The organism is Bacillus sp. FSL R9-9410, assembly GCF_038050385.1.
In the GTDB taxonomy this organism is placed as follows: Bacteria; Bacillota; Bacilli; order Bacillales; family Bacillaceae_G; genus Bacillus_A; species Bacillus_A cereus_U.
On sequence record NZ_JBBOTV010000001.1, the window covers coordinates 2,069,177 to 2,088,109 of the forward strand.

The window sequence follows — 18,933 nt, forward strand, 5'->3', positions numbered from 1 at the left end:
AGTATACAAATCCTGCTAGTCATAATGAGCGGGATTTGTCATTTTTCATTGTAAATATAGATATGATTTGTCATGTATATTTTCGTTTTCATATTTACTTTATTTACTTTTGGGATTAAGATGTTTTTTAGAAATATCACAACTACATCACAAAGATTTTTCAATTAATATGAAATGTATATTTTGTGAAACTGAAAAAAGAATTTGAAAGGAATGGGGAATTGTGAAGAAATTAGATGTGCTATTAATGGTACTGAGCGGCCTCTTTCCAGTTGCGGGTATTATGAAGCAAATACCTCTAGAACAATCTTTATTTATTGGAGGACTTTTATTTTTTACTAGTTTCGGTAGTTACTTTGCGAAAAAGCTATATTCACGTATATGTAGCTGGATAGCATATGCGCCATTTATAACATTACTGTTAGTCATTTGGAATCAGGATATTTCAACAAGTTCAATAATTGCGAACGCGAAAATCGCCGCTTGCATTGCGTTAATTCCGTGTTTATTCCGGTTTCGTACATACGGTCTTACTTTGGGCTTATTCTCATTATGGGCCGCTTTACTATGGGATATAAAAGAAGTACAGTCGTTAGTCATACTTGAGCGTATGACTAGTTTAATGACAAGCCATTACCTATATATTCTCCTTTTAGTTGGAGGACTTATATTAGGTGGATTACTTGCGATGTTATTATACCGTAAAGAGAAAGACAATGATAAAGAAAATACTAATGTATTTAAACAAAAAAAGAAACGTAAAAGGCTATCCTTTAAGATTCGTCTTCCAAGATTACCGAAACTTAAAATGAAATTATTTAAGTTTAGTGGAAAAGCATCTAAACATAAAACACCAGAAAGAGTCCATGAGCATAATTACGAAGAAGAAGTTGCGAAATATGAAATGACAGAGCAAATAGATCAAAACAATGAAGGCACTGTTCAAGGACAAACAAGGATGGAACGCCGAAGAAGTAGGTATAATGCATAATGAAATGTAGTAACCTCTTAATGATTAATCATTAAGGGGTTTTTTATGTAATTAAATTTAGTTTGCTAATGAAGGATTCATAGCATATGTTAAAGGTGGGACTTCAATAAAATAATGGGAGGACAAAATGCTTATTATTATATATACATCTACTTGTATATTATTCTTAGTTAGCTTTTTACATGTTTATTGGGCTTTCGGAGGTAAGTGGGGGACAAATAGTGTTATTCCAACTAAATCTGGAGAAAAAGCGTTTACGCCTCGGGGAGGAATGACATTATTCATTGCATTACTATTAAGTATGGCAGCAATAATTTTATTACAACAAGCAAATATTGTTCATTTTGCAGTTCCTCATTTAATTATTCAAACGGGTTCCTGGATTTGTATGATTGTGTTTTTCATAAGGGTAATTGGTGAGTTTTATTATTTTGGTATCTTTAAACGAAAAAAAGATACTCATTTTGCTAGAATGGATACTATTTTATATATTCCCCTTTGTCTTTTTTTAACTCTCACATTCCTATTAGTAATAATAAAGTGAACATATATGATACACTATAATCTACGTTATTTTAGTAATGAATAGAGGGATTTACATGATAGATAAAATTAAAAATGTTGTCGATGAAATGTATGAGGATGAAGCAAAACATTTACTGCAAAGCATTCTTATACAATTAGATTTATTAGAAGAGAACTATAGTGAAGATACGATTAAACACTTGATGAGTATACCTAAGCAACTGACGAATAATACATCTTATAAAAGAAATGTAAAAGAAAGTACACATATTCATATCACTTTTGATGAATCAACAGGCGGATGTTTAAAACATATGTTAAGTCAAGAAGAACTATTTGAGGAGAGTGTTGTTGCATTCTCTGAATTCTTTTCAATTGGACCGATTAATCAATTACATACGAATAAAGGGCAACTCGCAAGACAGCAATGGTTATTAAACAACTTAACTTCTTATGATAGTTATTTTGAAGAAGAATATTTACCAAGATTTATGGAAACTTTAGAAGAACTACATTCTATTCCTAATGAAACACCGATTACCATTTGGAAGGCAGATAACGCACATGAACATGTAGGCCTTTGTTTTGTAATGGCGCAATTAAAAGGTAAGAAAAATATTCGAATCATTAATACATCTGAAGTGAGTAGAGAAATATTAAACCAAGAGTATGATATACGTGGAACGGGAGAATTATCGCCCGAAAGTTTAGCTACTTTCCAAAAAAGTTTTGCAGAATCACCGTTTTTAACTAAAGAAAGCAGAGTGAATCTTGAACACGAGTGGGATAGTTTATCGAATAGCATGGAATTTTTAAGAGTTTGGAAAGACAATGAAGTGCATTCTGTACAAGAAGAATATTTTGACCAATTCATTATTGAGTGTGCGAAAAAAGTAGGTGCTGATAAAGACTTCCTTAAAGCTCCGAGAGTAATTGGTGAAGCGCTTGGCCTTGTAGAGCAATTAGTTGGGGATACTTTCTTAGAGTATCGCTTGAAAGTATTAATTAAACAAGAGGTATTTGAATTTGAAGGTTTATTAGAAGAAATGCGTTTTTATAGTGTGAAGTTGAAAAAATAATAATATATTCCGTTTATAAAAATAGCTCGTATTTTTGAAAAAAAGATACGAGCTTTATTTTTTTAGTTTAATTTGGGCTATACATAAGCTTCCGATAGGTGTTATATCACATATGAATGTTAAAGGTAATGAATGAAAAGAAGGTGATTTGTTAATATGTATAACCAACAAAATTATCCATATGATCAAACGATGTATTATAATCCACAACAATACGGATATGAACCTGATATCGAAGTTAGAGAGGTTGAACTAGAAGATTATAGACCAGATGATGCGGAAGATGCTCCAACGTCACCACCACCGTCACAAGCTCCGTCTTTACCATCCACATTTGCTTCTCCTGCACAAGCAGGCAATATGAAATCATGGATGTGTAACTGTTTAGGAAGATGGGGATATTTACGTTTACATCGTCCTGGTCCATTCGGAAGAGACTTATGGTTTTTTCCGACAGAAGTAAGAAGAAGTGGGGTATCCGGCTACACTTGGCAAGCTGGTCGCCGCCGTAAAGTAAGTTATCGATATCAACAAATTAGTAATTTTATGTGCTTCGCATAATGGGAAGTGAGAGGGTAGAATGATTTTACTCTCTCACTTTTTTATTTTTCAATATTCGAAGTAAGATTTTAATTGAAAATTTACAATTTTTCAGTTCTTATTGAAGTATAATTCAAATGTTGGGTTGATTTTTAAAAACAATTGAGAGTGAGGGAATGTAATGTCAATTAAAAATAAGGTTGGCCGAAAAATAGAGTATGGCATTAATTTAGCTTCTGCTCAGTTTAAAGAAGATGCTTATGAGATTTATAAAGAATCGCGAAAAGTGCAACCTATTTTATTTGTTAATAAAGTCGAGATTGGTACAGAATGGCTCATTACAAGATATGAAGATGCCTTGCCACTTTTAAAAGATAATCGCTTAAAAAAAGATCCAAATAATGTATTTTCTAAAGATACAATGAACATGTTTCTTTCTGTTGACAATAGTGATCATTTAACAACGCATATGTTAAATTCCGATCCACCTAACCATAATCGGTTACGATCTCTAGTACAAAAAGCTTTTACACCGAAGATGATTACGCAATTAGAAGGAAGAATTCAGCAAATCGCAGATGATTTAATAAATGATGCCCAGCAAAAAGGTACATTAAATCTTGTAGATGATTATGCATTTCCATTACCAATCAATGTAATAAGTGAAATGCTCGGTATTCCAAAAGAGGATCAAGCAAAGTTTAGAATTTGGTCGCATGCTGTCATTGCCTCCCCAGTAACACCTGAAGAAATAAAAGATACTGAAAAGCAACTATCTGAATTTATTACATATCTTCAATATTTAGTTGATGTAAAACGACAAGATCCTGAAGAGGATTTGGTGAGTGCTTTAATACTTGCTGAAAGTGAGGGACATAAACTTAGTGCCCCGGAACTATACTCAATGATTATGTTACTTATCGTAGCTGGACACGAGACAACTGTGAATTTAATTACAAATACGGTATTAGCACTTCTCGAAAATCCTGATCAATTACAGTTATTAAAAGAAAATTCAAAACTAATTGATTCAGCTATAGAGGAAGGATTGCGATATTATTCTCCAGTTGAGGTTACAACTGCAAGATGGGCGGCTGAGCCGTTTCAAATTCACGATCAAACAATCCAAAAAGGAGACATGGTTATTATTGCATTAGCTTCAGCAAACCGTGATGAATCAGTATTTGAAAAGCCAGAAGTATTCGATATTACAAGGGATAATAACCGTCACATTGCCTTTGGACATGGTAGCCATTTCTGTTTAGGGGCACCACTTGCTAGGTTAGAAGCAAAGATAGCTATTTCTACTTTGTTAAAGCGTTTGCCTTCGTTACAAATAAAAGGTGAGCGTGAAAAAATTAATTGGGAAGGTAATTATTTAATGCGTTCTTTAGAGGAATTACCATTGTCTTTTTAGAATAGTTATATTGAGACATGCATACACGATAAATGATTAACATAAAGTATGTATGTGTTATTTAAATTCGAAACGGAAGGGTGAAAACATCCCAATGATCAACTAATTCTATTTGTAAGAGATCTTCGTTAAAAGACGAAATATTCTTCTGAATAGGATTAGTATGTGCATGTATAGAAAAGGGATGTATTTCGCACTGCGAAAAATATAATCTTTTCATATGATTTGTGCTGCCTCCTATTCAGAACACGAAATAGGAGGCTTTTTTATGTCGACGACTGTAGAAACGAAACAAAATCATGGGGTAGCACAAGTCTTAAAAAATCGATTTGTGCAAGCGATTCTAGCATCAGCATTATTTTTACAAATTGGAATTTGGGTTCGGAACTTTGCGGTATTACTTTATGTTATGGAAATGACGAAAGGAGATGCATTCGCAATTTCGATGATTTCAGTTGCTGAATTTGCTCCAATTTTTATTTTTTCCTTTATTGGAGGAACTTTTGCTGATAGGTGGAAGCCGAAGAGGACAATGATATGGTGCGAAACGTTAAGTTCATTATCTGTGTTCGTAGTATTAATTACTCTTATGTTTGGTACGTGGAAAATCGTGTTTTTTGTTACGCTCATTTCGGCAATTCTTTCACAGTTTTCCCAACCATCTGGAATGAAATTATTTAAACAGCATTTATCGACAGAACAAATTCAATTAGCCATGTCATTATATCAAACGATATTTGCAATATTTATGGTGTTAGGACCGATTATTGGAACATTTATCTTTCACAGTTTTGGAATCTATATTTCAATAATAATTACTGGTATCGCATTTTTACTTGCTGCAGTTGTATTGTTATTTCTTCCGAAAGATCTTGAAAACGAAGCAGAGAAAAAAGAAATAACTCTATTGCAGGAAATGATTGATGGTATTCAATATGTAAAAAAGAAAAAAGCATTAACTTTGCTCGGTCTATGTTTTATGGCAGCTGGACTCGGTATAGGGCTTATCCAGCCACTTGGAATATTTATTGTGACAGAACAACTAGGATTATCAAAAGAAAGTTTACAATGGTTATTAACAGTAAATGGTGCAGGGATGATTGTCGGCGGAGCTTTAGCAATGATATTCGCGAAAAACGTGGCCCCGCAAAAGATGTTAATTGTAGGTATGCTTGGTCAGGCAATCGGAATTGGTATTATAGGTTATTCCACAAATTTATGGGTTACACTTACTGCACAACTTTTTAGTGGGTTAGCTCTACCGTGTATTCAAATTGGGATTAATACGCTTATTATTCAAAATAGTGATACGGATTTTATTGGACGCGTGAATGGTATTCTAAGTCCATTATTTACTGGTTCTATGGTAGTAACGATGAGTATTGCTGGAGCGTTAAAAGAAACCTTTTCTTTAAGTACAATGTATGAAGGGACAGCTCTATTATTTATAATTGGATTATTGTTTATTTTACCTATATATAATCTAAAGCCAGTTATAGCAGTAGAAAGTGAAATAAATGGTAAAGGAAGTGCTGTGCAACATGAATCCTAATCCAAATGTTAAATACCCTATTGAAGGAAATCAAAACGTTCATTTTATAAAAAATACAATAACGAAATCTAATATATTTGTTGGTGACTATTCTTATTATGATGCGAAAGATGGAGAAACATTTGAAGATCGAGTATTATATCATTATGAATTTATTGGAGATCGGCTTACCATTGGAAAGTTTTGTTGTATTGCAAATGGAGTTACCTTTATTATGAACGGAGCGAATCACCGGATGGATGGATTTTCGGCATATCCATTTAATATATTTGGAAATGGGTGGGAGAAGTATACACCTAGTTTGTCTGATTTACCTTACAAAGGTGATACAGTTATAGGAAATGACGTTTGGATTGGTATGGATACAACTATTATGCCAGGAATAAAAATAGGGGATGGTGCAATCATTGCAGCTAAATCTGTTGTGACTAGAGATGTCGTACCATATACAATTGTTGGCGGAAACCCTGCAAATAAAATAAAGGAACGATTCACAAATACAATAATAGAAGAATTATTGCAAATTCAATGGTGGCATTTTGACATTGAAAAAATAACCGAAAATATAGATGCTATTGTACAAGGAGATATTGAACCATTAAGAAAGTTAAAAAGGTAATAAAAAATGCATGACAAAGAGTATCATACCTCCGAATTTTGTTAATGATAATAGAACAAGGAGGTGTGATACTATGGCACAAGACGTTTTATGTGAAGTAAACAACTGTAAATTTTGGGCTAACGGCAATAAATGTAGTGCAGATGCAATTTATGTAGTAAGTCATAAAGGTAAACATGCATCTACAACTGAAGAAACAGATTGCAAAACTTTTGATCCAGAAGTATAAATTTTTGAAGGGTAACCAAATCGTGGTTGCCCTTTTATTAATTATAGTATTGATAATAAATCTCATTTTCATTCATTGTTTTTAACTTTTCTTTTTATTTTTTCATATTTTCTTCATAAGTGATGTAATCCAGAGCAATTCATGTTCAATACGTGATTTACTAAATTCAATGACTTCTGTAATAAAAGATGAGCTAACATCTAAAGATTGAATAGCAGTATGCTGTTTATGTAGTACGTCTTGGCGTATTGTTAAAATTTCTTTTCTAGCTTCGTAATCAAGTTTCTCAAATAGCGCGATACGTACAAGGAACTCAGCGTTATTTGTCGCAATTTTTTCGGGAAACTCTCTTAACATTTCAGAAAAAATTTCTTCACCTGTTTCAGTTATGTCGTACATATTTCGGTTTGGCTTTCCGACTTGTTTATGTATTTCTTTCGTTATAGCCCCCATATTTTCGAAGCGCCGAAGAGCGGGATAAAGTGTATTATGATTTAATTCGAAATTCTCACCTAACCGATTTTGAACATTTTTCTTTATTTCATATCCATGTTTTGGTCCAGTCGTTAATTCTGCTAGTAATAAAATGTCAACGTACATAAAAATCCCCCTTATATATTTCTCAAGTTCTCCAATGAAAAATCTCCTTTAACATATGTTAAAATAACATATGTTAGATTATACAACTTTGAACTACCGACCTAACACTTTTATTGTAAAAGAAAAGGGAGGAAAGAACTATGGCTTCGCCTGAAAATGTGATTTTAGTTCATGAAATTTCAAAGCTGAAAACAAAAGAAGAATTGTGGAATCCGTATGAGTGGTATCAATTTATGAGGGAGAATCATCCGGTTCATTATGATGAGGAGCAGGATGTATGGAATGTTTTTTTATACGATGATGTAAATCGAGTTTTATCGGATTATCGCTTGTTTTCAAGTAGAAGGGAGCGAAGACAATTCGCAATCCCTCCTTTAGAAACTAGAATAAATATAAATTCTACTGATCCACCAGAACATCGCAATGTACGTTCTATTGTTTCTAAAGCATTTACTCCAAGAAGTTTAGAGCAATGGAAACCCCGAATACAGGCTATCGCAAACGAACTTGTACAACATATTGGAAAATATAGTGAGGTTAATATCGTTGAAGAGTTTGCTGCACCTTTACCTGTTACCGTCATATCCGATTTATTAGGAGTACCAACAACTGACCGTAAAAAAATTAAAGAATGGTCTGATATTTTATTTATGCCGTATAGTAAAGATAAATTTAACGATTTGGATGTAGAAAAAGGAATTGCGTTAAATGAATTTAAAGCATACCTTCTTCCAATTGTTCAAGATAAAAGATATCATTTAACCGACGATATTATTTCAGATTTAATACGAGCTGAATATGAAGGTGAAAGATTAACCGATGAAGAAATTGTAACTTTTTCTTTAGGGTTATTAGCGGCAGGTAATGAAACTACTACAAATTTAATTATTAATAGCTTTTATTGCTTTTTAGTGGATTCCCCTGGAATTTATGAAGAGTTAAGAAAAGAACCTACATTAATTTCAAAAGCGATTGAGGAAGTTTTACGCTATCGCTTTCCCGTTACATTAGCTAGGAGGATTACAGAGGACACCAATATATTTGGACCTTTTATGAAAAAGGATCAAATGATTGTTGCATGGGTAAGTGCAGCAAATTTAGATGAGAAAAAGTTTTCACAAGCCTCTAAATTTAATATACACCGAATAGGAAATGAAAAGCATTTAACCTTTGGTAAAGGTCCTCATTTTTGCTTAGGGGCACCACTTGCACGTTTAGAAGCCGAGATTGCATTAACTACCTTTATAAATGCTTTTGAAAAAATAGAGCTATCTTCATCTTTCAATTTAGAAAAATGTATATTGGAAAATGAACAAACTTTGAAATTCTTACCTATTCGCTTAAAAACTCAATAAACTGTTCAGCAAGGTACAAAATTACTGTACCTTGTTTTTTATTTCTCAATTGTAAAATTTTAGTGTGTTTTATAGTATGGAAGTGTGTAGAAAAAGAGTAGAGGAGGATGCTTATGTTAACGTGCAATGGGAGTAAAACGTTTCAAACGTTTATTAAAGCTGTAACTGATTTAATAGATGGTGATTTATTAGAAGAACAAATCGTGTGTGAAATTGAAACATTACTAGAAGAACTTTTAGAAAAGAAAACATGGCTTCCGTTAGATAAACAGAAGGCGAATTCGGCTCAATATGCACGACACTTACTGTATGAAGATCCGTTAAAACGTTTTGAAGTATTAGCTCTCGTATGGAAAGATGGACAATCTACACCATTACATGATCATGATGGCACATGGGGAGTAGAAGGCGTTTTTTCAGGAAGGATAATGGTGCAGAACTTTGTACAAACGAAGCAGCTTGGAAATTCACTTTCTTATTTAACACACATAGGAAATCTTTATTTGGGAGAAGGCGAAACCGATAAAGTAATTCCACCAGCTGATTGTCATATTCTTGAAATAGCTGAAAATGAAAGCGTAATCACTATTCATATATACGGAAAACGTTTAGAAAAGTTTAAAGTATATATCCCAACAGAAGAAAAAAATGTATACATGTGTGAGACAAAATATATTAGTTATAATTCATAGCTTAAAATCCAAAGCTTTTCTTTAAAAAGAACAGCTTTGGATTTTATTTTTAATTATTTCTTGACCTGAAACGCTTTTCATAAATTATAAATAAGGAGTACTTCACGAGATTCGTATGAAAACGATACCTTATATTTCATAAAAACTCGTGTATTTATAGAAAGTGGTGAAGAAATAATGAAATTAATCGCAATTGATTTAGATGGAACTCTTCTTTCGGGGAATAAAATGATTAGTAAAGAGAATGCAGAAGCAATTCGAAAATGTCAAGAAGCTGGCCATGTTGTAGCAATTTGTACAGGACGTTCTATTGTGGATATTGAACGACTATTGTTAGAAGTGAATTTAGAATGTCCGATTATTGCTGAAAATGGTGCACTTATTTATACAGATAAAAAGATGATGAAGAGATACCCAATTCAAAATACGCAAGCACTAGAGATTATAGAATATCTTGAAGAGAATGATTTGTATTATCAACTTTATACTAATAAAGGTGTGTATGTACCAGATTATGGAGTAGAGAGTGTACGAAATGAAATCGAGTATGTAAAGAATTCAAAAGAAAATTTCAACTTGAAAGAGTTAGAAACGATTGCTGCATTATACCTTGAGCATACAGCATTTCATAGTACAGAAAGTTGTAAACCAATTGTAGAAATGGATATACATGTGCATAAACTTTTACCGTTTTCTTATGACATAGAGAAATTAAAAAAATTAAAAGAAACGTTTCTGCATAATACAGATTTAGCTATTACATCTTCCTATTGGCATAATTTAGAGATTAATCATCGAGATGCTCAAAAAGGAAATGGATTATATACTTTAGCAAAACATCTTAATATTCCAGTTGAAAACACTGTAGCAATAGGCGATGGCTTAAACGATGTTTCTATGATGGAGAAAGCAAATATATCAATTGCAATGGGAAATGCAGTTGAAGAAATAAAAGCGATGTGTCAATACGAAACGTTAACAAATGAAGAACATGGTGTCGCACATGCTTTATATAAATATGTAATGTAATAAAAAAAGAAAAAAAGAATCCAAATAGATTCTTTTTTTCTTTTTATTAGGGGTAAGGTATTCTATGAGATTCATAGAATCCTTATTACAACTCATTATATAGAATATATTGGAATAAATGTTTATATTTTTCATTAAAGTTGTGAAGCTTTTGTGAATTTTACGGTTATTGTATTTTTATACTGCTACTAGCAGCGCGTAACAATCCCGTATTATTTTCTGTTTTTAATTGAAAAATAGAATTTGTTTGAATAATTATTCTACAGCTATATACCTAGGGGCACTTTCTTCGTATAATGAAGAAGTATGAATTTTGAATTTGTATAAATTTTACATATCGAGGTGAAAAAGGAATGAATGCGCGGCTAATGGAACTTATTGATGTGAGTACAATAGAAACCATGGCAGAACAATTTTATAAATTAACCAACATATCACATCAACTTCTTGATGCTGAAAACGAATGTATATTTTCATTTGGAATTAATGAAATGAAAGTATGTAAACTTCCAAAAATTGAAATCCCCCTTTTCTTATACAATCAATATTTAGGATCTTTTGTTGTATGGTCCAAAAGAAGCGAAATCTTAAATTGCCAGAAATATTTTGAAATGCTTTCTAACCTCATTATAGATGGGGTGAAAAAAGTAGTTCAAAGTAAAAATACATCGTTACTTTCTCGAAAAGAGGAAGAACTGCATACAATCTTACAAAACATGCCTGTTATGGTTGATGCGCTTGACTATAATGGAGATTTTGTTTTGTGGAATCGAGAATGCGAGATTGTAACAGGTTATACTGCTGAAGAAATAATTGGGAATCCAAACGCACTTCGATTACTGTATCCTGACCATAATTATCGCTATCAAATACAAAATAAATTTTTGACTCATGGAAAAAATTTTAGAGATTGGGAAATGCGTTTAACATGTAAAAATGGTGAAATTAAAACGATAATGTGGTCCAATATATCAGAGCAGTTTCCTGTAACAGGATTTAGTTACTGGGCTGTTGGTGTAGATATTACACATTTAAAAGCGATAGAAGAGCAATTGAAACAACAAACCTCTGAATTAGAATTAATTTTTAAAGCTTTACCAGATTTATGTTTTTTAACAGAAGATGACGGGACAATTATAGATTATAAAGCAGGGTCCCCTACAAAATTTTACGTACCCGCAGAAGTTTTTATGGGGAAAAAGTTTTACGAAATATTACCGTCTCCAGTAGCACAGCAATTTCAAGAAGCAATTCGCCAATTGAAAGAAGAAGGAAAGAATGTAATTGTAGAATATCCTCTAACACTTAATGGAAGCATCGATTTCTTTGAAGCTAGATGTTTACCATTATTACAAGATAAAATTATGATCATTGTACGCGATATTACAGAGCGAAAAAAGGCAGAAGAATTGCTAAATAAATCAGATACACTTGCAGCAATTGGTCAATTAGCAGCTGGTGTAGCTCATGAGGTTAGAAACCCATTAACTGTAATTAAAGGGTTTATACAGTTATTCCAAATTAATAAAGAAGATCAAGAAAAATATTTTGACCTTATGCTTTCCGAAATAGAAAGAATAGAAGCAATCCTCCAAGAGTTTTTGTCGATCGCTAAAACAGATGAAATAAATACAGAAAAGAAAAATATTTATCAAATTTTTAAAAGTGTTGTATCGCTAATTAATACAAAAGCAATTATGACAAATATTCAAGTTGAACTATTTACAGATTCCGAAGAGATCATTATTGAATGCTCAGAAAATCAATTGAAACAAGTATTTATTAATATTTTGCAAAATTCAATTGAAGCAATGCCCGATGGTGGGAGAATTTCAATCCACATAAAAGAAATACATGAAAATGGTGTCATTATTAGTGTAATAGATGAAGGAATAGGAATACCTGAAGAAAGAATTAAAAGATTAGGTGAACCTTTTTATAGTACGAAAGAAAAAGGTACTGGTATTGGATTGATGTTAAGTTATAAAATTATTGAAAGTCATCAAGGAACAATAAGTATAATGAGTGAGGTTGGCGTCGGGACAACTGTAACTATTTATTTGCCGAAAAATCAGATTAAACAATCTTTATCAAATTGTGATGATAGATGTATTTCAATACGTTCTAATACTAACTCCTAAAATACGTAATACCCAATAACAAAGTTAAGCTTTTGTTATTGGGTATTTTTATATTTAATTTATTAAACTTTACCTTTTCTTTATGTTTGTTTTAATTTCTATTAAGTTTTAAACGTTATATTAATATGTGTACAAAGTAATGTGTGGAAGTTGTACATTACTTTTAATATAGAAAGTTAAAAATCTTTTAAAATGTTGTAAGGAGGAGATTATGACAAGGTGAAAAAGAAAGAGGGAAAAAGTGGTAGAGCAATACCGATGCGGTTAAATATTTTATTCTTTTGTGTATTTTTATTGTTTTCTGCCATGATTATACAGTTAGGTAAAGTGCAAATTGTCGATGGAGAGACGTATAAAAATGAAGTAGAGAAGAGAGAAAATGCAACTGTAAGTCTTTCCGTTCCGCGTGGGAAAATATTTGATCGGGAAGGGAATCCAGTTGTTGATAATAAGTCTTTACGCACGATTACGTATACAAAGATGAAAGGCGTAAAATCAGAAGATATACTAAAAACTGCAAGACAACTTGCAGAAATAATTGAAATGCCACAAGAAGATATAGATAAATTAACTGAGACGGATAAGAAAGATTTTTGGATGCAATTAAATCCAAAACTTACCGAAAACCTAGTATCTAAAAAAGAAATAAGTACATTTAGAGAGAAGGATATTAGCGGAAAGAAGCTAGATAAAAAAATAGAAGAGTTAAAAAGAAAACGAATTACAGATAAAAATCTTCAAGAATTAACAGATAAAGATATAAAAGTGTTGGCTATTAAAAGTAAAATGACTTCTGGTTATCAAATGGCACCTCAAATTATTAAAAAAGATGTTAGTGAAAAGGAATATACGGTGATTAGTGAAAATTTAGCAAATCTTCCAGGGGTAGATGCATCAGTTGATTGGGAGAGAATTTATGTAAATGATGGCCTATTCCGCTCTGTCCTTGGTAATGTTTCAAATGCTGATGAAGGATTGCCACGTGAACGATTAGATTATTATTTAGTGCGTGATTATAGTCGAAATGATAGAATCGGCAAAAGTTACATTGAACAGCAATACGAGGATGCACTTCATGGTACAAAAAAAGAAGTAAGAAGCATCGCTGATAAACAAGGCAATACAATGAGAACGGAAACAGTTTCGGAAGGGAAAAGCGGAAAGAATTTAACTTTAACAATTGATATGGAATTACAGAAAAAAGTTGAAGAGAGCATAGAAAAAATATTAAAGGCATATAAAGGTTCAGAATCAATGTTAGATCGTGCTTTCGTTGTAATGATGAATCCGAAAAACGGTCAAGTATTATCAATGGCTGGGAAAAAGCTTGTAGAAAAAGACGGGAAAACGGAAATAGAAGATTATGCTTTAGGAACAATGACAAGTTCATACGAGCTTGGATCAACTGTTAAAGGTGCGACAGTATTAACCGGATTTGAAACGAAAGCTATAACACCAGGTACATATTTTTATGATGCACCAATGAAGTTTAAAGGAACTAAGGAAAAAAAGTCTTGGAAAGAGTTCGGAAATATTGATGATCTAAGGGCGTTACAAGTTTCTTCAAACGTTTATATGTTTAATACAGCATTAAAAATTGCAGGTGTGGATTATGTGAAAAATAGTTCATTAAATATTAAACAGGAATACTTTGATAAAATGAGGTATTATTTCAGGCAATTTGGATTAGGTGTTCCAACAGGCATCGATTTACCGAATGAAACAGCTGGACAAATTGGTAAAAAAGATAATCAACCTGGTTTCTTACTAGACTATTCGATTGGTCAGTATGATACGTATACACCACTTCAGCTTGTACAGTATATTTCGACTATCGCAAACGGCGGTTATCGAATGAAACCACAAATTGTTCAAGAGATTAGAGAACAAACCGTTCAAAAGGATGAAATCGGTAAAGTGGTGCATGCCATAGAACCCGTTGTTTTAAATAGAATTGATATGAAAGAAGAATATATCAATCAAGTAAAAGAAGGATTTAGAAGAGTATTCCAAGAAGGTGATGGAACGGGGGTAAGGGTGTTCCAAAAAGCACCATATAAACCAGCTGGCAAAACTGGAACTGCACAGACCGTATACGGTGGAGAAAGTGATATTGGGAGAAATGAAAAAGGTGATCGTAGAGAATGCTATAATTTAACATTAGCAGGATATGCACCATATGATGATCCAGAAGTAGCGTTTTCGGTTGTAGTACCATGGGTTATAAATGATAAGTCTGGTATTAACTCTGATATTGGAAAAGAAGTTTTAGATGCTTATTTTGAATTGAAAAATAAGCGATTAAATGGCGAGGATACAAAAGTAGATAATCCAAAAGAGGATTAGAAAATATGAAACGTCTCTAGTATTTAAATGGACTAGAGACGTTTTTACATATGTATAGATTAGAAATGAGGTATGTATGAATCGTTTTATATTTAAATGTTTTGGGAAATTATGCATCTTTATTTTAGTGACTGGAGCGCTTATTTTAATAAATAAATCTTTTTATTTTGCATGGTAGAAGGAATTTCAATGCAGCCAACTTTAGATGAAAAAGATCGTATATTAGTTAATAAAGCTAGTCTATATTTATCTTCCTTTCATCATGGAGATGTAGTGATAATAAAAAAAGAAAATGAGCCTACATACTATGTGAAACGAATTATTGGATTACCAGGGGATAAAATACTACTAAAAAATGATGTAGTATATATAAATGAAGAAAAACAAGTTGAGTCGTATATAAAGTTAGATGTGTTACAAATATCAAATCGTTTTTCAAATTTTCCAGAAATAAAAGTACCCTCACATAAATTGTTTGTATTAGGAGATAATCGTAATCATAGTAAAGATAGTAGGAATACGCTCGGACTTATTGATGAGTCAAATGTGATAGGTAAGGTAGAAATGGTTTATTATCCATTTGATCAAATGAAAAGAATAAAGTAATTTTGTTGAAAAGTATTATATTAATTACTCACCTTTTATATATAAATGCATATATTGATAGCATAGGACAAGCCAAAAGGCTTGTACCTTACCTCACTGAACACTCCTTATCACAGCTAGGCATCTACTATTGTAGATGCCTTTTTTATATTGATAATTATTTATCAATATAAATTGGCAAGAGTATTAGGTCTTTTAGGGGAAGCTTATCTGTAAAAATAACTGTAACGAGAATGAAATTTAAGGAGTGAGGAATCAGTGCTTAATATTTTAATGGTTAATTTTCCAGCAGAGGGACATGTGAATCCTACTTTAAGTTTAGTAAAATCCTTTACTGAACGGGGCGATAACGTACATTATATTACTACGGAAAATTTCAGGGAAAGGCTAGAAGAGATGGGAGCTATTGTACATTCTCATCTAGATTTATTAAAAGAAATCTCTATTGATACTGATACATTATCTGGATTAAACAAATTCTTTAGAGTTCATGTTCAAACTTCTTTATTTATATTAGAAATTACAAAACAGTTATCTAAAAGTATAAATTTTGACTTCGTATTATATGATATATTTGGCGCTGGAGAATTAGTAAAGGAATATTTACAAATTCCCGGCGTAGTTTCTTCTCCTATATTTTTAATTCCAATAGAGCTTTTAAAAACCTTGCCTTTTCATCCAAATACAGAAGTACCATTTCAGCCTGATGAACTCACTAAACAGTTACTTTTTCAAATGGACAATGAATTTGGAGTTACACCAAAAAATAATCTTCAATTTATGAATAATGAGGGCGATATTTGTTTCGTGTATACAAGTCGATATTTTCAACCTAGTAGTAATTTATTCGGGGGAAATAACATTTTTATTGGGCCAAGTTTTCCAAAACGAAAAATAATCGGAGAATTTCCACTTGAAATGCTAAAAGATAAAAAGGTTATTTATATTTCAATGGGGACGCTCCTTGAAGGGCTCGAACCATTTTTTAATACTTGTATTGACGCTTTCTCAGACTTTGAAGGGATAGTTGTAATGGCAGTAGGTGATAGAAATGATATTTCAAAAATAAAACTAGCACCGGACCATTTTTTAATAGCTCCATACGTACCTCAGTCGGAAATATTAGGCGAAGCAGATGTATTTATTACACATGGCGGAATGAATAGCGTACACGATGCAATCCACTACAATGTCCCATTTGTTATAATACCGCATGATAAAGATCAGCCTATGATAGCCCAAAGACTAACTGAGCTTGAAGCAGCGTATAAATTATCAAAAGATAATGTTAATGTACTGTCCTTAAAAGAAGCGGTAACCGAAGTTCTTTTAAACGAAAAGTATAAACATGGTATAAAAAAACTTAATGATAGTTTTTTAGACTGTGGTGGTTCAAAAAAAGCGATTGCGGTCATTGATTCACTTTTAAATAAAGTGAAACTTTAATCAGTGGAGTTTTTTTCATCCCCTACTGATTATTATCCCACACTAATCGGGCTTTTGCGGGATAAATGGTTTTGAGATTATAAAAGCATAGAGGCTATCACCTTTATGCTTTTATAATGTTATCCAGCAAATTGTACAGCTGTATTCGCATGTAAATAAGCGGTATCAAAAACAGGAACCGATAGATCACTTTGTGAAATGAGCAAAGGAATTTCTGTACAGCCAAGTAGTATTCCTTCAGCACCGTTTTTAATTAATGTATTTGTGATTTGTAATAGCCTTTCTTTTGATGTTTCTGAAATAATCCCTCTACTGAGTTCTTGTAAAATGACATGATGGATGAAAGTTCTATCTTCTTCATTTGGGATAATTGTCTCAATGTTGTAATTTGCTAGTCTTGATTTATAGAAGTCTTGTTCCATCGTTTGTTTTGTTCCTAAAAGTCCGATACGATTAATATTATATTCTATCACTTTTTTAGCACTTACATCTCCAATGTGGAGGAGTGGTATTGATATTGCCTTTTCTACTTCCTCAGCAAATAGATGTACAGTATTAGAACACATTAGTAAACATTCAGCTCCAGAGTTTTCTACCTTTTTGGCTACTGTGACTAATTCATTTTTCACTTCTTCATATTGATGATTTTGTAATAATGTAGTTACCTCACCAAAGTCCATGCTATATAAAATAAGCTTCGCATTTTGATCATATTGAGAGAGGGTTAGTGTATTTATATGTTTATAGTATAACGATGTTGATTCCCAACTTAGTCCGCCAATTAGGCCAATAACTTTCATAATGCATTCCTCCCGTAACAATTTTGAATTCATTATTTCATAATTCCGATAAGAATAAAATGATTTAAACGAAATATTTATAGAAAAATAAAAACATTAAGAAAAGTGTTGAATTTTTTAATTGTTAGTGCCATAATACAGATTACAAATACATACTTATCCAGAGAGGTAGAGGGAACGGCCCTACGAAGCCTCAGCAACCCCTATGTAAATGCATAGGAAGGTGCTAATTCCGCAGAGGACATTTATATGTCTTTTGAAAGATAAGAGGATTCTTGTACGTGAAAGAAAATGACCTCTTAATTTAAGGGGTCATTTTTTGTTATATAGAAAGGAAGTGTCGATGCATAATTCATTTTCAAAATAAATATAGAGTATTAAAAGCGGGATAATAGGAGAGGAGAATTGTAATGAACAAATTAACGACAAAGCTAGTAGTAGCTATTGGAATTGGAGCAGCTTTATACGGGGTCTTAGGGCTTTGGGGATTTTCTATCGCACCCAATACATTTATTAAACCAGCATTGGCTATATTAACAGTTTTTTGTGCGTTATTTGGCCCAGTAGCAGGACTATTAATAGGGCTTATTGGTCATACCGTTACAGATACGATCGCTGGTTGGGGTATTTGGTGGGGATGGGTGTTTAGTTCGGGGATTATCGGATTTTCAATGGGTCTTATACAAAAAAGAACTGGTTTCAGTGTAAAAAATGGAGCGTATAATAACCGTGATATTTCTTATTTTGCAATAGCGGGGTTAGTTGGAATTGTCATTGCCATTATATTTGCTGGTGCATTCGATATTATTGTGATGGGAGAACCGTTTGACAAAATCGTTATACAAGTACTAGGAGCAACCATTTCAGACATTATCGTATTTTTAGTTCTTGGATTACCAATCACGATTGGTCTAGCTAAAGCAAATAAGAAACATACACATTTAAAAATTGAAAAGTAGGGATGTA

The 18,933-nt window shown here is 32.3% G+C and carries 17 protein-coding genes, 1 pseudogene and 1 riboswitch; of the genes and pseudogenes, 16 read left to right on the forward strand and 2 right to left on the reverse strand.

Going from position 1 to position 18,933, the window contains the following annotated elements; genetic code table 11:
- The first annotated feature begins 223 nt into the window (after positions 1-223).
- From MKX77_RS10925 to MKX77_RS10960, 8 genes are all read left to right on the forward strand, one after another.
- Positions 224-991, forward strand: coding sequence for a DUF3959 family protein (locus tag MKX77_RS10925; RefSeq protein WP_341306625.1), 768 nt, complete (start codon positions 224-226; stop codon positions 989-991).
- Between the two features lie 127 nt (positions 992-1,118).
- On the forward strand, positions 1,119-1,535 hold the full coding sequence (locus MKX77_RS10930) for a DUF3995 domain-containing protein (protein ID WP_215556601.1): 417 nt from the start codon (positions 1,119-1,121) through the stop codon (positions 1,533-1,535).
- 55 nt (positions 1,536-1,590) lie between these two features.
- A complete protein-coding gene (locus MKX77_RS10935) occupies positions 1,591-2,595 on the forward strand; it encodes a DUF1835 domain-containing protein (protein WP_341306626.1) in 1,005 nt (334 codons plus the stop codon).
- A 156-nt stretch (positions 2,596-2,751) separates the two neighbouring features.
- Positions 2,752-3,156, forward strand: a complete 405-nt coding sequence (locus MKX77_RS10940) for a hypothetical protein (RefSeq protein ID WP_002110206.1) — start codon at positions 2,752-2,754, stop codon at positions 3,154-3,156.
- 160 nt (positions 3,157-3,316) lie between these two features.
- Entirely contained in the window at positions 3,317-4,552 is a 1,236-nt protein-coding gene (locus MKX77_RS10945; RefSeq protein ID WP_341306627.1) for a cytochrome P450 family protein, read from the forward strand.
- A gap of 268 nt (positions 4,553-4,820) precedes the next feature.
- Positions 4,821-6,104 carry an MFS transporter gene (locus tag MKX77_RS10950; protein WP_341306628.1) on the forward strand — a complete coding sequence of 428 codons (1,284 nt, stop codon included), beginning with the start codon at positions 4,821-4,823 and terminating at the stop codon, positions 6,102-6,104.
- Complete coding sequence (locus MKX77_RS10955; RefSeq protein ID WP_002127653.1) at positions 6,094-6,723, forward strand: Vat family streptogramin A O-acetyltransferase; 630 nt, start codon at positions 6,094-6,096, stop codon at positions 6,721-6,723. Before MKX77_RS10950 ends, MKX77_RS10955 begins: the two co-directional genes overlap by 11 nt.
- A gap of 73 nt (positions 6,724-6,796) precedes the next feature.
- Positions 6,797-6,952, forward strand: a complete 156-nt coding sequence (locus MKX77_RS10960) for a DUF1540 domain-containing protein (RefSeq protein WP_000046089.1) — start codon at positions 6,797-6,799, stop codon at positions 6,950-6,952.
- A gap of 102 nt (positions 6,953-7,054) precedes the next feature.
- Here the strand turns inward: MKX77_RS10960 and MKX77_RS10965 are convergent, their stop codons facing one another.
- On the reverse strand, positions 7,055-7,552 hold the full coding sequence (locus tag MKX77_RS10965; RefSeq protein WP_215556514.1) for a PadR family transcriptional regulator: 498 nt from the start codon (positions 7,550-7,552) through the stop codon (positions 7,055-7,057).
- Between the two features lie 140 nt (positions 7,553-7,692).
- Between MKX77_RS10965 and MKX77_RS10970 the strand changes: the two genes are divergently transcribed.
- The 7 genes and pseudogenes from MKX77_RS10970 to MKX77_RS11000 all read left to right on the forward strand — a co-directional run bounded on the left by MKX77_RS10970 (position 7,693) and on the right by MKX77_RS11000 (position 17,167).
- Positions 7,693-8,907 (forward strand): cytochrome P450, encoded by a 1,215-nt coding sequence (locus tag MKX77_RS10970; RefSeq protein ID WP_215556513.1) that lies wholly within the window; start codon positions 7,693-7,695, stop codon positions 8,905-8,907.
- A gap of 113 nt (positions 8,908-9,020) precedes the next feature.
- Positions 9,021-9,599 (forward strand): cysteine dioxygenase family protein, encoded by a 579-nt coding sequence (locus MKX77_RS10975; protein WP_215556512.1) that lies wholly within the window; start codon positions 9,021-9,023, stop codon positions 9,597-9,599.
- Positions 9,600-9,776: 177 nt separating this feature from the next.
- Positions 9,777-10,628 (forward strand): Cof-type HAD-IIB family hydrolase, encoded by an 852-nt coding sequence (locus tag MKX77_RS10980; protein ID WP_215556511.1) that lies wholly within the window; start codon positions 9,777-9,779, stop codon positions 10,626-10,628.
- 353 nt (positions 10,629-10,981) lie between these two features.
- A complete protein-coding gene (locus MKX77_RS10985; RefSeq protein WP_341306629.1) occupies positions 10,982-12,769 on the forward strand; it encodes an ATP-binding protein in 1,788 nt (595 codons plus the stop codon).
- Positions 12,770-12,988: 219 nt separating this feature from the next.
- On the forward strand, positions 12,989-15,115 hold the full coding sequence (locus MKX77_RS10990) for a peptidoglycan D,D-transpeptidase FtsI family protein (RefSeq protein ID WP_341306630.1): 2,127 nt from the start codon (positions 12,989-12,991) through the stop codon (positions 15,113-15,115).
- A 76-nt stretch (positions 15,116-15,191) separates the two neighbouring features.
- A pseudogene (gene lepB, locus MKX77_RS10995) lies at positions 15,192-15,721 on the forward strand (signal peptidase I).
- Positions 15,722-15,979: 258 nt separating this feature from the next.
- A complete protein-coding gene (locus tag MKX77_RS11000; RefSeq protein ID WP_341306631.1) occupies positions 15,980-17,167 on the forward strand; it encodes a macrolide family glycosyltransferase in 1,188 nt (395 codons plus the stop codon).
- Positions 17,168-17,286: 119 nt separating this feature from the next.
- Here the strand turns inward: MKX77_RS11000 and MKX77_RS11005 are convergent, their stop codons facing one another.
- The gene (locus MKX77_RS11005) at positions 17,287-17,967 is read right to left on the reverse strand and encodes an aspartate/glutamate racemase family protein (RefSeq protein WP_341306632.1); all 681 of its coding nucleotides are present in this window, start codon (positions 17,965-17,967) and stop codon (positions 17,287-17,289) included.
- A 153-nt stretch (positions 17,968-18,120) separates the two neighbouring features.
- A riboswitch (SAM riboswitch) is annotated at positions 18,121-18,237 on the forward strand.
- Positions 18,238-18,377: 140 nt separating this feature from the next.
- On the opposite strand from MKX77_RS11005, the gene MKX77_RS11010 reads away from it, so the two are divergent.
- Positions 18,378-18,926 (forward strand): ECF-type riboflavin transporter substrate-binding protein, encoded by a 549-nt coding sequence (locus MKX77_RS11010; RefSeq protein ID WP_341306633.1) that lies wholly within the window; start codon positions 18,378-18,380, stop codon positions 18,924-18,926.
- The last annotated feature ends 7 nt before the right edge of the window (positions 18,927-18,933 follow it).

Excerpts from the sequence above, each read along its gene's own strand:
- MKX77_RS10930 (WP_215556601.1), top strand. The coding sequence starts at position 1,119 with ATGCTTATTATTATATATACATCTACTTGTATATTATTCTTAGTTAGC.
- MKX77_RS10935 (WP_341306626.1), top strand. The coding sequence starts at position 1,591 with ATGATAGATAAAATTAAAAATGTTGTCGATGAAATGTATGAGGATGAA.
- MKX77_RS10940 (WP_002110206.1), top strand. The coding sequence starts at position 2,752 with ATGTATAACCAACAAAATTATCCATATGATCAAACGATGTATTATAAT.
- MKX77_RS10945 (WP_341306627.1), top strand. The coding sequence starts at position 3,317 with ATGTCAATTAAAAATAAGGTTGGCCGAAAAATAGAGTATGGCATTAAT.
- MKX77_RS10950 (WP_341306628.1), top strand. The coding sequence starts at position 4,821 with ATGTCGACGACTGTAGAAACGAAACAAAATCATGGGGTAGCACAAGTC.
- MKX77_RS10955 (WP_002127653.1), top strand. The coding sequence starts at position 6,094 with ATGAATCCTAATCCAAATGTTAAATACCCTATTGAAGGAAATCAAAAC.
- MKX77_RS10960 (WP_000046089.1), top strand. The coding sequence starts at position 6,797 with ATGGCACAAGACGTTTTATGTGAAGTAAACAACTGTAAATTTTGGGCT.
- MKX77_RS10965 (WP_215556514.1), bottom strand. The coding sequence starts at position 7,552 with ATGTACGTTGACATTTTATTACTAGCAGAATTAACGACTGGACCAAAA.
- MKX77_RS10970 (WP_215556513.1), top strand. The coding sequence starts at position 7,693 with ATGGCTTCGCCTGAAAATGTGATTTTAGTTCATGAAATTTCAAAGCTG.
- MKX77_RS10975 (WP_215556512.1), top strand. The coding sequence starts at position 9,021 with ATGTTAACGTGCAATGGGAGTAAAACGTTTCAAACGTTTATTAAAGCT.
- MKX77_RS10980 (WP_215556511.1), top strand. The coding sequence starts at position 9,777 with ATGAAATTAATCGCAATTGATTTAGATGGAACTCTTCTTTCGGGGAAT.
- MKX77_RS10985 (WP_341306629.1), top strand. The coding sequence starts at position 10,982 with ATGAATGCGCGGCTAATGGAACTTATTGATGTGAGTACAATAGAAACC.
- MKX77_RS11005 (WP_341306632.1), bottom strand. The coding sequence starts at position 17,967 with ATGAAAGTTATTGGCCTAATTGGCGGACTAAGTTGGGAATCAACATCG.
- MKX77_RS11010 (WP_341306633.1), top strand. The coding sequence starts at position 18,378 with ATGAACAAATTAACGACAAAGCTAGTAGTAGCTATTGGAATTGGAGCA.